The sequence below is a fragment of the Paraburkholderia bengalensis genome (assembly GCF_037126505.1).
Classification (GTDB): Bacteria; Pseudomonadota; Gammaproteobacteria; order Burkholderiales; family Burkholderiaceae; genus Paraburkholderia; species Paraburkholderia bengalensis.
Genome location: NZ_JACFYJ010000150.1, coordinates 1 through 14,036, shown reverse-complemented (window position 1 = coordinate 14,036; position 14,036 = coordinate 1). Strand labels below are relative to the sequence as shown.

Sequence of the window (14,036 nt, the reverse complement as noted above, 5' to 3'; positions counted from 1 at the left end):
CTGCTTGCGGTCATCGCCTTCAACGAATCGCTTCATGAGTCACCCGGTCTCAGCGCGTTGATTTAGTTTAGGCGATCAATGCGTTTTCACACAGGCTGGATCGGGACGCGCCATAATGCCGACCGACAGCATGTTGACAAGTACGAGAACGAGCAACACACCGATAAAACCGAAGACCGTCGCCTTGCCGACATCGGAGCGCTTTTCCGCACGAGCCGAAAAGATGCTGGCGCCTTCGATACCGATGAAGACCCACACCGTCACGAGCATCGAGCTGCGCACCTGGTTCGCGACGCTGCCGAGCTTCGGACTGTTGAGACCGAAGAAGTCGTTCGTGAAGACGTGCGAACTGAACGAAAATTCGCAGATCAGGATAAACAGAACGATCGGCACGACCTTGGCGATCGTCGTGACCATGTTGACAAAGGCCGCTTCCTTGATGCCCTGCAGCACGAGGAAATTGACGCTCCACAGAAGTACTGAGGCACAGGCGATCGCAACGGGCGTGTTCCCTTCGCCGAAAACTGGAAAGAAGTAGCCGAACGTGCCGAAGAGCAAAACGAAGTACCCGACGTTTCCGAGCCAGGCACTGATCCAGTAGCCCCAGGCCGACGAAAAACCCATATAGTCGCCAAACCCCTGTTTCGCGTAGATATAGACGCCGCCATCGAGTTCCGGCTTGCGATTCGCGAGGGTCTGGAAGACGAACGCGAGGGCTAGCATGCCGACGGCCGTGATGATCCACCCGATCAGCACCGCACCGGCCCCGACGCTAACGGCCATGTTCTGCGGTAGTGAGAATATGCCGCCCCCGATCATCGAACCCACCACCAGCGCGGTCAGCGCGCCGAGATGAAGCTTCGGGGCGACCGCGGGAATAGTGGACGGGCTTTCATTCGCATCGGATGCGGGCCTGCATATCGAGTCAGACATGTAGCGTCTCCTTTGCCCTTTTGGAATTCGACAGCACAACCTCTGGCCAGGGTAGCTTCCAGTGAATGAGGCGCACGCGAGAAGAAGCTTGCGGTGCAACAGGAACGTGCAACCGGTTATTCGGCCATCGCTTCCAAGGGGGCGATCGAGCCAGAGGGCCCGATCCATGCCTAGCTTAGGTGTGGAAGCGCTGCGGCAGTTGATGCGTGTCAATGTTTCGTCTCATGTTCGCGATCGTCATGTGGCCCCGGCAGCTCATTGAATTTCCGGGCAGATCGAAGTCGACGGAAGGCCGAAATCCGGACTGGGGCGAGTGGCGGTTAAGGTTGATCTAGCTCAATCGCCTCCGATTCCGGGATGCTGGAATGAGTGTGCATTTTCAGGCATCGGGTCAACGAAGCAGCGAACCAATATAGCCATGAAACCGAAGAATCACAGGAGGGCCGCCAGCGGCGCTGCCAATATTGCTTTCCACATCATCCTGGCGGCATTCGTGTGGCTCGCGATGTGCGGTTCACTTGCCGGCTGCGGCTCGCTCGGCCCCACCACCATCGTCGCGGATCGGTTCGACTACAGCGCAGCGATCGCCGAATCGTGGAAACAGCAAACGCTCATGAACATTGTCAAGCTGCGCTATCTCGACTTGCCGGTATTTGTGGACGTGGCCTCGGTAGTCAGCGGCTACTCGCTGCAAACCGGTGTATCGTTAAATGGCACGCTTTCTACTGAGCGAGCCGTGCAAGGCAATCTTCTGGCGGCCGGGGCACAGGGCGTCTATACGGACCGCCCCACGATCACCTATGCGCCCGCGACCGGACAGAAATTTCTGCGAGGGCTCTTGGAGCCGATCGATCCGCGGAACATCTTCTTCATGTTGCAGAGCGGCTATGCTGCGGACTTTCTGTTAGGCATGACGGTGGAGTCGCTCAACGGCGTACGCAATCGATCGACAGCTGCAGGGATCACGCGGGAGGCAGATCCAGAGTTCCTGCGGGCAATCGCACTGCTGCGCGAAGTGCAGACCACTGGGGCGGTTGGGATGCGCGTGGAAGAAGAGAAGGGCAAAGGATCGACCGCCGTGCTTTTTTTCCGGCGCGATGACATGCCTGTCGAAGTCATCGAGAAGGTCGGGGAGATACGCCGCCTGCTTAAAATGCCGGTGGGGCCGCAAAAGTTCACGCTGAGGTACTCCCCCGCCCGCGGCGCGGATGACGAACTGACGGTAAACAGCCGCTCGATGCTGCAAATCATGCAAGCCTTTTCCAGCTATATCGATGTCCCGGAAGAGCACATGAGAGACCATAGCGCGCTGCCGGCCTTCGTGCAGTCCAGTGCGGAGTTGCAGCAGGGAGTCGTTCAAATTCGCAGCGGGAAGGAAAGGCCGATCAACGCGTACGCTGCCGTCCGTTACCGTGACTACTGGTTCTGGATTGAACAAGGCGATCTGCGAACCAAGCGTGCGCTCAACGCCGTGATTCTCTTCTTCACGATGGCAGATACCGGCACTCAGGAAGCGTTGCCGTTAATCACCATCCCGGCGCAATAGCGAGGCAAAGAATGGGGCGCGCTCCCGTCCTGAATGCGTGATCGTTTTAACATGAAAGCGATTCATTGAACGAAGGTGTTGGTGAGCAGTGTGTCGGACGCACCGGTGCGGTTGCCGAAACGCGAGCAATATGCCGGGGCTAGCGATGAACTGTCACGTGAAGTCGTCATGGAGCTGGACGCCGACCCCGTCAACCTCGACCGGTACCAGTTGTACACGACGTACCCTGCGTCGGCAACGCCGTCAGACGTGTGCTGGGTGACGAGGGTGACCTTGCACGCGATGGAAAAAATGCCCGAGATGGAGCGCGATTTCATCCTGATGCCAGCGATCATCGATGCGGCATCAAGCGTAATGTCTGACGATGCGAGACCCGCACAGGCGCCGCTTCCGTTCCCGGCCAAACCGCCCGCCATGACAATACCTTGCTCAAGCGCACAAGATGGCGGTCGCCACGATTTGCGTCGGCGCTGAATCATGCCGCAATCTGGTCGCTCCAAAAAGCGCGTGTCATGTCGAATAAGCCCGGCCGTTCACGTATCCCACGTTTGACCCAAGTCAACGGTGTGCATTGATGGAGTTGCATAGAATCCATTCATCATGGGGTAGAAACGCGGAGACACGCGATGCGAACACGATATTCCGACGTACTCAGTCCACTGGTTTTTCAAATCATGTGTCTGCCGGCGACGATCCACATTGACGCGCTTGCACAGTCAGTTGGTACTAGGTCACCGCTTCAGCTGACGACGCCCGCGGAGCGGGCCGATTTCTGCATCCAGATTCGCGAAGCCGCAACCCACCAGCAGGGGCGGGCAATCGCCACAAGGAACCTGTGCACAGGAGCAGGGGGTGCAATTGCCGTCTGGCATGGGCAGTCATCAGCCGACGGTGGACTACGACGGAGGCACGACCATGGGAAACGGAATGGGTATGAACTGTGGTCGTACGGGTGCCGCCAGTGGCACGTGGGCTGCATACGCCGTGGCCGGGCTGACCGGCAGTCAGTACGGGGGCATTGCCCATCTGACGGGTGGCGTTGGCGAAGAGAACGCGGCTACGATGCACGCGGTCGAATCACGCTATGGCGTCCGCGCCCGCTTTATCACGAGTGCGGGAGAGTTCGTGTCTGATGTGTCCGTGCGTGTGTTGCCGGCCCACGGTAGACCCATTTTCGTAGCGACTTCGGGTAGCCATACCTCTATATGCGGGTTCGTAAGCGTTCGACGCCGATTGGCGTCGCGCATTGAGCCGATAGCGTCCCGGGGAACCTGCATTGATATCCCGCAGCGCGGTGGCATTAACGTGTCCTTGACGTGGCCCACGGCACGCGTAGGTGCCGTAGGCTGAGGGCTTCTCATAGCAATCTCGTGGCGAATTTCATGGACGACGTGTGCGACGTGTGGCTGCTGGGCATTAAGTTGTGACGGTGCGGCCATTTTCCCGACTCTTCAATTCATTCCAGGTGACAGCAATGCGAAACGTTAGTCAGGTACGTGGAAATTTCCTTCAGCTGCGGCATCGCTGATGCACATGTACGCACGGCCTTCCGTGCATTTCGAGGTGTTGCGAGGGAGAATGCCGTGGCATGGAACCGAAGATATAGTGTCATCAGCTACGTGAGGTCGTCGCTGTGGATTGTGCCTATTCTTGCCGTGATGGCCGGCATCGTCCTCAAGCGTATCGCGGAGTACATTGGCACGTGGCTTGTGGCAAATCGCGCATATGACCTGCAACACGGGTTTCTTGCTGTTAACGCTGAGGAAGCACATTCGATTCTTGATCGAATCTTTACGCTCAACCTGTCGTGTCTGGTGTTCAGCTTCGGCTCCATGCTGGTTGCGATCCAGGTAGCAGGCGGACAGTACACACCGCGCATCATTGCGACCACGCTCTTGCGCGACAACGTGATCCGATGGATCGTCGGGCTGTTTGTTTTTTCGCTTTTATGGACACACAGGACCATGGCCGAGCTAGGTCAATCAGTTCTCGTGCCTCAATTGCAGGTGTTCCTGGCGACGGTGATCGGACTTGCTTCGCTCATCGCCTTCATTTTGCTCATAGATTATTCCGCGCGCTGATGCGGCCCGTCAGTCTGATCGGGCGTGTCGCGGAGCAGGGATTTGCCGTCATTCGACACATCTACCCCTATCCGTTCGGCCAGGAATCATTGCATGCATTTTCGTCGGGTGTGCGCAAGTGCGTCTCGCGTTCGCAAGAACTGTCTGCCTCAAGCACGGAGAACGAAGACGCGACAGCTCGCCAGGTGACTAAATCGCACGTTGTCTATCACCGCGGCCGATCGGGCGTCGTGCTAGCTGTGAATCTGAGAGGCTTGGCCCGCGAAGCACGACGTTTGGGGTGCGTCATCGAGTTTGCCGCGCAGGTCGGCGATTTCATCGCTACCGACGAACCGCTCTTCTACATTTCCGGTGTGAGCACGGCGTTCAGTGATGAAAGCGGTCGCCGGTTGCAAAACCTTGTCGCGCTCGGGACGGAAAGGACAATGGAGCAGGACCCCATGTTCGCATTCCGGATCGAGGTCGACATTGCACTGAAGGCTCTTTCGCCAGCGATCAATGATCCGACGACAGCTGTGCTGGCGATCGATCAGTTGCACAGGTTGCTGCGCCTCGTCGGCAAGCGCTCTCTTGTCAATCAGGCCGTCAGCGACGATATCGGAAGCCCGCGTGTGCTCTTTCGGACGCCGGACTGGAACGACTACGTCCATATCAGCTTCAGGGAAATACGGCAGTGTGGCGCAGGTAGTCTCCAGATCGAGAGACGTCTTCGCGCAATGATCGAAAACCTCATAAAGACGCTGCCCTTCGTGCGTCACGCCGCGTTGCGCCGCGAACTGGAACTTCTGGACGCCGTGATCGTGCGTGAGCACATCTTTGACGAAGACATAAGACTGGCGCGGATTGCGGACACGCAGGGACTGGGAGGCGCGTCGCACACAGTACGTAAAACCGAGGAAAGGTGAACAGGGCGACGGCGTGCAGACAAATACTAAGCCCATCCCAAACTGAAACGGTCGCTTGCGCAAATGAGCGATGCGATCAATGCACATCGTTATGTTCGTCTTCCAGAATGGACGCCCGCGGCTGTCACGGCGTCGGCTCGGGTCTGCGCCGGTTGGCTTGTCGCCCATCGATCTGAGTCTGCGATGCAAAGCGATACATGGATGTCGATCTCGCACTATGCCTGGTTGTATCACTCAAGGGAATGAGGTGCAGGGCGTATCCCAGGAGCGAGAGGACGGTCGGATTCGCTTTTACATCTAAGTCGTTCGCGAACTGCGGAAAGCAATCGAGACCGGAAGAGAATTACATGGCTAACCAATCCAAAGAAATGAACGTCGTGCAACTGACGCTTTCCAGTAACGACATCTTCGCCCGTCGCGAGCTGCCTTGGTGCGATCGGACGGCTGTGGCTGACCACCGTCGCGAACTTTGGCGGCCTAAGATAACAGGGCACATCGGGGCGGTGCCGATGTGGGGTGTGATCCTGTCAGTAGGGTTCATCTCGGTGCCGACTGGGTTCTGGTCCGACGGTCAGTCGGGCGTGGGCAAGGTTCTTGACCAGTCACATCAGCCCGATCACGTGCCTTTGTGAGCACGGTGACGTCCGAGGCAAGTACGCAGGAACATTTTCATTCTTTTTGTTCCGACATGGCTGGATCGTGAAGGCGTAAGGATGGATCGTCGCCAAATCGATGGATCATATTGGGGATCCGCGACTCACCGCCGCTGATCCTGTTTACCTCGAGAGTTCTGATGAAATTCGCACACGATGATGTTTCCAGCGCGAGCAGTATTTTCTATCCTTTATAGTGAATTGATTCGTACTGCAACACGACATGGAGGATTCGTCGACTTCCTGACTGGAAAGCGAGGCGGCTCGATTTAGGAGATGACGTGGTCGAAATTGTCGTGCCATAACACCAGCTTCCGAAGCACGACATGCGTTACCTGCTCACGAGGGATTCCGTAGACTTATTCGGTTTTCTACAGGGATATGCTCGATACGGACAATATGGCCCATCTGCAAGGCCTCTTGTGGCCAGGTTGAGGTTCAGGTACGCCGGCTGTCATGTGTGTGAAAGCGGTGTCGCCGGAGTCCCGCCGCACGGTTCGCCAGAGCCCGGGAAACAGCATAAGGCATACAGATCAGCACCGGGCCAAACACCAGAGCCGCCCCGGGGTGTACGATCCGGTATATCAGCAGTTGCGCAATGGCATCAAGAACAATCCCCATCGCAAGCAGATTTCGAACTGCAGACAGCCCGCTGTGAATAAGCTCTTTGCGATTCGCGCTGTCGGTCGCGATGCGATACAGATAGGGCCGTTGCCCGGCGCGCGCATCATTCAGGCCGCTTCGACAACCGAGGACGATGGCCACCAGCGGCTGGAGTATGAAGCGAAGGCGGCCCGGCCCTGAAAAACGAAGCGGCAGTTCGTCGATGAACTCGCGTGAGAACAGATACACGCGACCGTGTTCGAACGTGTCGATGATGGCTGCTGGGAGCGCTGCCAGGATCACTAATGCGGCCATGACAATTGCTACCCAGCCAAGAATGTCGTGTTTCTGTTTCATGCCTGCAATGAATCGCTCGTTTTTCGGGTACCGCGGTGATCGCCGGGTGCCGGTGGCATATCCTCAGCACCGCGGCTAACTTCCGCCGATGTTGCCTTTTTCCATCAAGCCGATCGCCCGTCCCCGGCACCCTTATGGAGGTCTTCACTCTGCTCTTCTGAGGCCGGTGCCCCATATAGGAGGATCTCTCTGCGTGCCATTCCTTGCTTGATGCAAATCAATGTAAGCAGCAGTCGTGCGCGGTACGGAGAGAAGTCAATTGCGCCGAAGGCGCAAGCAAAACGGGGTACAACGGCGGCGCGGTTCGCCCATCGAGAAAGGCCGCGGTGATAAAGGGCGCGGCGCGATGCGCGCTTGACTGAAGGTCAATGCCTTGAGGGTCGTTCGGCGATCGAAGGCGAGCGCGAGAGACGCTAGCGCTCGTCGGGCAGGAAGAGGGACCACGGGTATAGCGTCGACCGCTGCCCGATTCCAAGCCGGAACGTCGGTTGACCTGCATCAATTCCGGCTCGCGCGACGTGACTATCTTAGATGCCAGACCGGTCGTCGTCTTCGGCTGGGAAGGGAGGATATTGACATGGACAAGATCGTTACGCGCAAGCGGCCACAGCCCGTGGGACCGGTTTCGGGATTGCCCTACCGGACGGCCGACGAGAGGGCGGCCGAAGGGCGCGCGATTCGCGACAGGGTACCGCGTTCAACTCAGGCGGGATGGACGGCGCCGAAGGAGCGGCATGACCCCGTCGAGCTGTTGAGCAAATCGAACGAAGGCCGCCTCCCGCTGTTGATTCCAATTCGCTTCGGGCGCATGTCCTCATCCCCGTTTGCGTTCTTTCGCGGTGCAGCCGCGCTGATGGCGGCGGACCTTGCAACGACGCCCTCGAGCGGAATCCGCGTACAGGCGTGCGGCGATGCACACCTGATGAACTTCGGCGGCTTTGCAACGCCGGAACGCAACGTGATCTTCGATATCAACGATCTGGACGAAACACTGCCCGCACCGTTCGAGTGGGATCTCAAGCGTCTGGCGGCGAGCGTGGTGATCGCCGCGCAACATCTGGAAATTCCCTCTAGCGATGCGGCACGTGTGGCGACGGATCTGGTCAGGGAATACCGGGAGCGCATGCATGATTACGCGTCAATGCGCGCACTTGATGTGTGGTACGACAAGATCGATCTGCAGAAGTATCAGGACCGGTCAGCCGATCCTGCTATCGTCGAGCTCATACGCAAGCGGATCGCGGAGCGTATCGCGGTCGAACGGCGCAAGCAGGTGCCGGAGCATCTTTATCCCAAGCTTGTCTCACAGGAAGGCGCGCTACCGCGTATCAAGGACGAGCCGCCGCTTATCTTCCATCCTGGAGAGGATGTCGCCCCCGGCCTTGAATCGGGATACATGGAAGCCATAGCGTCATACCGCGAGAGCCTGGCCGAGCATGTCCGTGTTCTGTTCGACAGATTCCACCTTGTAGATCTGGCAATCAAGGTCGTGGGTGTAGGCAGCGTCGGCACGATGTGCGCCATCGGCCTTTTCATGGCGGGTGATGACGATCCGTTGTTCCTACAGGTGAAGGAAGCACGCGCATCTGTCCTCGAACCCTTTGCTGGAAAAAGCCTGCACCCCAATCATGGACAGCGGGTGATTGCGGGTCAACGGCTCATGCAGACCGCGAGTGACGTCTTTCTGGGGTGGACGCGCGGAAAGAACGGACGGGATTTTTATCTTCGTCAGCTTCGTGACATGAAGATGTCGGTTGTCATAGAGGACTGGGACACGGGTCTGCTGCGACAGTATGCCCGCATGTGTGCTCACGCTCTCGCTCGCGCGCACGCCCGCTCGGGGGACGCCGCGAAGTTGGCTGGCTACATGGGTTCCGGACAAACGTTCGACGATGCGATTACCGAGTTCGCAACCGAATACAGCTCGCAGAACCGTCGAGACCACCGTGAGTTTGTCCGCGCCATCCGTGAAGGCAGGATTACGGCGAAAGCGGACGAATAATCGAAAGGTCCTGCGATGATTGCGATCCGCGCATGCATACGTCGCAGAACCGCCGGACGGCACCGACAAGCGGGGGACATGTTGATAGGCAAGAGGGAGTTCGAAAAGTCGGCGCGTTGGACGCGCATCGCGTTACCGGCGCTGTTGCTGGCAAATGTCGGCATCGCGGTCGCAAGTAATCTTAACTTCCTCAACGATACGCCGATGTCGTACATAAAGAAGCCCGACATGATGTCGCTCAAGAGTGCACTGGTCGAAGTGCTCAACACCAGGAAGGACGGCGAAACAAGCCGATGGACAAATGAGGGGACTGGAAACAGCGTACATATCGATGCAGCCATGACGCCCGAAAGTACCAGCCGCGAAGGGGAAAAGACGTGCCGCCGTGTTTCCGTGATCCTGACAGCAAAAGGTCAGTCGATGGATCTTCACCCGGAGTTTTGCGCTACGGGAAAGACGGACTGGACGTTGCGAAAGCGTTGAATGCCGTGGAAGAGCCTCAGACATGCCAAGGCGATTGCGCCCGGTGAAATTACGCCGAGCGGATGCCGTTGCGGGGTCACGAGTACGGGCTTTTATCGAAATATAGGGAGCAATGATTCTCCGGTTTCCATCCTTGGGGTGTTTTTCATGATGTTGGCGGCTCTGCTTCAGGCCGCAAGTGATAAGGCGCGCCCGTAAGCATCCCCCTTCCTTGAAGCGGTGCTGGAAACGGCCCCTGTCGAGATCGACGGTCAGCTGCTGTTCAAGGTTCGGGGTGTTTCGTCGTTTCCCGCCGAACAGCGTGCCGAGGCAATCAGGGGACGAATCGAAAAGGTGGCAGCAAACCTCTCATTCCCCAGCGACGGGTCGAGTATCGAAGTTGTGGAGAACGTTACGATAATCGTGGCAGGCGAAGATACGCTCATGATTGTGAGCGAAGCGGATGCCCGGCTTGAGCTCACGAGCCGCGACCGTCTCGCCGCCTTGCAGGTGATTCGAATCCAGCGAGCCATCGACGAGTACCGGCAGTCCCGTAGCAGCGGCGCCCTGCGCAGGGCGGGGCTGTATGGCCTCGGGGCCACCGCCTGCTCGCGATCGTGATCGCAGCTCTGTTCGTGCTCGACCGGTTGGACAAGCTCTCTCCCAACGTCTGCAGGGTCGTGTCCACGCCGTCGGCATCCAGTCCTTTCAGCTTCTCCGTTCCGAACCCATCTGGAAGGCATTTCATCGCCTGATGCCAGTGATCTGTGTCGTGACCATCATTGTGTCGGTGTATGCCTACCTGCATTCGTACTTTCACTTTTTCCCTGGACCCGAGCCGTCTTCAACGGCCTGCTCGCCTTCGCTGTTGCTGCAGGCGAGCATATGGGAAAGTCCGTCAGTGCCATTATCCCGGACATAGTCGTTCTGGGCGTCATCTACTATCTGTCACAACTCGCGGCGAACTGCTCATGACGCGTCATCGTGTGCACCTCGCACGCGGCTCGGCCACCGCCCGCAAAGCAGGTAAGTCCTCGGGTCCTCGAAGCGTTGATCTTTATCAACTTGCCGGGTCGTTGCCCGGGTATCGTGATTTGCATATGAAGGTGCGAATTTCTACGCGCAAATTCCACCGGGACGATACCGGCTCGCCGCAAGGCTGAACGAACTTGAGCGCTCCCGCAATGTCGATATTCCCACGCGCTGCGGCATCACCATTTCATTGGCACGGCCTAGCATGCAAACCGCTGCGGCGGTTGAAGTGTCACTCGATATACCGGCTCAAAACGGGCTGCCGGCACGGTTGAATCCTGCCTTGACTGCCCGGAAGGAGGGTTAATTGGCTAACCAACAGGTCTCCGGCGTCACTAACGGAATTGAGACACCCGCTACGGGATGGCGCGCGATATTTCCACCAGCACAATGGCTATTTCGCTATCAATGGAGCTGGCTTTCCTCCGATGCAGTTGCCGGTGTTACGCTCGCTGCCTACGGCATACCCGTGTCGCTCGCCTATGCGACGCTGGCAGGGCTACCCCCGCAATATGGCATCTACTGCTATCTGGCCGGCGGCATATTCTATGCGGCATTCGGGTCATCGCGGCAACTGGCGATCGGTCCCACATCGGCGATTTCCATGCTCGTCGGTGTGACCGTCGCGGATATGGCTGGCGGGGACCCTGCGAGATTCGCCTCGATTGCGGCCCTGACCGCAGTGGTGATCGCAGTGATGTGCCTGGTTGCATGGATTCTCCGGCTGAGTTCGCTTGTGAACTTCATCAGCGAAACGATATTGCTCGGCTTCAAAGCGGGCGCAGCGCTGACCATTGCGTTGACGCAATTGCCCAAACTTTTCGGTGTCAAGGGAGGTGGCGAGCACTTCTTCGAGCGTGTCACGGTTCTCGTCGGCCAGCTTCCCGACACGCAACTGGCCGTACTGATCTTCGGCATCGGTGCGCTCGCTGTCCTGCTGTTGGGCGAAAAATTTCTTCCCGGGCGGCCTATTGCATTGTTTGTCGTGCTGCTGTCCATCATACTGCTGACGGTGACGCCGCTTCGCGAGATGGGGTTCAAGGTCGTCGGCACATTACCTCGCGGCTTGCCAGAGTTTCATCTTCCAGCGCTGCGCGTGCGAGATGTCGACGGCATTATCCCGCTGGCCTTCGCATGCCTGTTGCTGTCATATGTCGAGAGCGTTTCCGCAGCTCGGGCTATTGCACAAAAGAACGGCTATGAAATCGATCCGCGCCAGGAACTGCTGGGGCTGGGCGCCGCCAATCTCGCCGCAGGGTTATTCCAGGGTTATCCGGTAGCCGGTGGTCTGTCGCAATCGTCCGTCAACGACAAGGCGGGCGCAAAGACACCACTTTCGCTCGTATTCGCTTCGGTCGCAATTGGTTTGTGCTTACTGTTCCTGACGGGATTACTCACCAATCTGCCCAATGTGGTACTTGCCGCGATCGTGCTCGTGGCGGTCAAGGGACTGGTGGACATACGCGAACTGCGTCATGTATGGCGCGTGAGCCGCTATGAATTTTTCGTGTCGATGCTCGCATTCGTTGCGGTGTTGCAATTTGGCATCCTGAAGGGCGTGATATTCGCGGTTCTCGCATCGATGCTGCTGCTCATCCGCCGCGCCGCGCATCCTCACGTAGCGATACTGGCACGCATTCCGGGTACACAGCTCTATTCGGATGTCGAACGCCACCCCGATAACGAGCCGGTGCCGGGGGTGGTGATGTTTCGCGTGGAGGCGTCACTGCTTTACTTCAATACCGAGCATGTCCGGGCTACAGTGTGGAAGTACATCCGGTCGAGCGCGAATCCTGTCAAGCTGGTCATCTGCGACCTGTCCAGTTCTCCCGCAGTCGACATTGCGGGCGCGCGGATGCTGGCGGCACTGCAAGGGAATCTTGCAAAAGCAGGCATGCGCTTGCGGATCGTCGCGGCGCACGCGGATGCGCGCGACGTTCTCCGTGCCGAGGGTCTCGAGGAGCGGGTCGGTCATCTTGGGCGACGCATGACCGTAAGCGACGTGGTCGAAGCGTTCCTGCGAGACACCGACCCATCAGTCGTTGCGTTGGAAGACAAAGGAAAAGGTACGTATCCGGACGCCACCCGGCTCGCTTAAACCGTGGAGCGGGGAGCGACGGTCGAGCGTCCTGAATGGTTCGGCTACAGTATGACGCGCGATGGACCAGGGCGGCCGAGACTTTCGTGGGCTTATTGCGTTGCTCAGATGTCCAGATATGCGGCGGCAAGTAAGTCGTAACCGCTAAACCCGAACGATGATGAGCTACCCATGGAAGGGTGTTGTTGGTGCAGCGGTTAGACACAGAAGCGTTTAGTAGCGCTTTCGCCATTGAAACATGTCAAAGGGGTATCGGAAGCGGCGGTTTTGAACTCCCGGATTGCGGTGCTTTCTGATCACTCCGTTCGCAGGGACGCCCGGAACACTTATGAGCGTCGGGTCAGTCCGGCGAGTCGCTTCTACAGGCGGCGCCTGCGAACCGCGTTCCAGGCCAGGGTTCAACATTGACACGGGCGCGAGGACATTCGAAGCGGAGTGCAGGCACAGCCAGTCGACGTTGTCCGGTTGCAGCGGGTCGATTTCTGCCAACCAGTTCGTGCAGCACTGGCTACAGCGAAAGAGGTGCACGACGACCGCGGGGCGCCCGAGCCGATGCAGGCGCGTGGGACTGTGCGCTTCCGCCAGCCATGCGTGTGCCGTCGGAGTTTCGCTTTCTAGCATTCTGGCGCATGCGTCGCAGGGCATGGGGACGATCTCGAACGCGAACAAGCGGCCTTATTCTCATTAGCCGATCTACCTCAAACCGGTTGCAGTTCGCCGCTCTTGAACCGGTGAAGGTGGCCCCGGTCTCCGCAGCGCGCCCTACACATGCTGGGCGCCATCACTGCAGCGCAACACGATGTTATGTCGTGGTCATGCGGCGGAGCCGCTACCGCGCAGCCATGTTTCGCATGCGCATCCGTCCTCAGGTATGAAATCAGGGTACAGATAGGTGCGCGAAGGATTTTGATCTGGGTCAACAGGCGCCCGCCCTACGGTGTTTGAATCAAGGTGCAAACACTAGGAGCGACCGCGATCCCCGGTCGGTCAAAGCACCGTCCCACAGAGTGCTGAAGGTGGTGGCGATCGTTGACCACGATTATCCCGATCCGATGCTCGAATACTTCCATGGCGAGCCAGGAGTCGTTTAAGCGTTTTTGCGGACTTCAACTGGGAAGTGCAGAGCATATTTCAGGAAGGCGAGAATACGGGTATCGGGCTACATATGCGTCGCGTGCGGGCAGCAGCAGTAACCGATCGGTTTGAGGAGAGTCGTCATGTCTGATCAACCTAAAAAGATGAATGTCATCCAATTGACCTTCATCGTCACGGTAAACATGATGGGCTCGGGCATCATCATGTTGCCGACGAATATGGCAAAGGTGGGAGCGATTTCCCTGCTGTCGTGGCTCGTGACGGCGGTC

Annotated in this window: 10 protein-coding genes and 1 pseudogene; 9 read left to right on the top strand and 2 right to left on the bottom strand. The window is 58.2% G+C overall.

Annotated features, from left to right (window positions below):
- Positions 1 to 93: 93 nt before the first annotated feature.
- Positions 94 to 933 (bottom strand): annotated as a pseudogene (locus H3V53_RS40380) (amino acid permease); the annotation flags it as partial.
- Positions 934 to 1,351: 418 nt separating this feature from the next.
- Here H3V53_RS40380 and H3V53_RS40375 point away from each other — a divergent pair.
- The 5 genes from H3V53_RS40375 to H3V53_RS40355 all read left to right on the top strand — a co-directional run bounded on the left by H3V53_RS40375 (position 1,352) and on the right by H3V53_RS40355 (position 6,097).
- Positions 1,352 to 2,479, top strand: a complete 1,128-nt coding sequence (locus tag H3V53_RS40375) for a hypothetical protein (protein WP_336602597.1) — start codon at positions 1,352 to 1,354, stop codon at positions 2,477 to 2,479.
- Positions 2,480 to 2,560: 81 nt separating this feature from the next.
- Positions 2,561 to 2,953 carry a hypothetical protein gene (locus H3V53_RS40370; RefSeq protein ID WP_336602596.1) on the top strand — a complete coding sequence of 131 codons (393 nt, stop codon included), beginning with the start codon at positions 2,561 to 2,563 and terminating at the stop codon, positions 2,951 to 2,953.
- A 1,109-nt stretch (positions 2,954 to 4,062) separates the two neighbouring features.
- Positions 4,063 to 4,560: a DUF2254 family protein gene (locus H3V53_RS40365; RefSeq protein ID WP_336602595.1), complete on the top strand. Its 498-nt coding sequence runs from the start codon at positions 4,063 to 4,065 to the stop codon at positions 4,558 to 4,560.
- Entirely contained in the window at positions 4,560 to 5,465 is a 906-nt protein-coding gene (locus H3V53_RS40360; protein ID WP_336602594.1) for a DUF2254 family protein, read from the top strand. The genes H3V53_RS40365 and H3V53_RS40360 overlap by 1 nt, the downstream gene beginning before the upstream one ends.
- 347 nt (positions 5,466 to 5,812) lie before the next feature.
- On the top strand, positions 5,813 to 6,097 hold the full coding sequence (locus tag H3V53_RS40355) for a hypothetical protein (protein ID WP_336602593.1): 285 nt from the start codon (positions 5,813 to 5,815) through the stop codon (positions 6,095 to 6,097).
- 459 nt (positions 6,098 to 6,556) lie between these two features.
- Here H3V53_RS40355 and H3V53_RS40350 read toward each other — a convergent pair whose 3' ends face one another.
- Positions 6,557 to 7,078, bottom strand: a complete 522-nt coding sequence (locus H3V53_RS40350; RefSeq protein WP_336602592.1) for a hypothetical protein — start codon at positions 7,076 to 7,078, stop codon at positions 6,557 to 6,559.
- 577 nt (positions 7,079 to 7,655) lie between these two features.
- On the opposite strand from H3V53_RS40350, the gene H3V53_RS40345 reads away from it, so the two are divergent.
- From H3V53_RS40345 to H3V53_RS40330, 4 genes are all read left to right on the top strand, one after another.
- On the top strand, positions 7,656 to 9,080 hold the full coding sequence (locus H3V53_RS40345) for a DUF2252 domain-containing protein (protein ID WP_336602591.1): 1,425 nt from the start codon (positions 7,656 to 7,658) through the stop codon (positions 9,078 to 9,080).
- A 78-nt stretch (positions 9,081 to 9,158) separates the two neighbouring features.
- Positions 9,159 to 9,563: a hypothetical protein gene (locus H3V53_RS40340; protein ID WP_336602590.1), complete on the top strand. Its 405-nt coding sequence runs from the start codon at positions 9,159 to 9,161 to the stop codon at positions 9,561 to 9,563.
- 219 nt (positions 9,564 to 9,782) lie between these two features.
- Positions 9,783 to 10,163, top strand: coding sequence for a hypothetical protein (locus H3V53_RS40335; protein ID WP_336602589.1), 381 nt, complete (start codon positions 9,783 to 9,785; stop codon positions 10,161 to 10,163).
- Positions 10,164 to 10,881: 718 nt separating this feature from the next.
- The gene (locus H3V53_RS40330) at positions 10,882 to 12,672 is read left to right on the top strand and encodes a SulP family inorganic anion transporter (RefSeq protein WP_336602588.1); all 1,791 of its coding nucleotides are present in this window, start codon (positions 10,882 to 10,884) and stop codon (positions 12,670 to 12,672) included.
- Positions 12,673 to 14,036 lie beyond the last annotated feature (1,364 nt).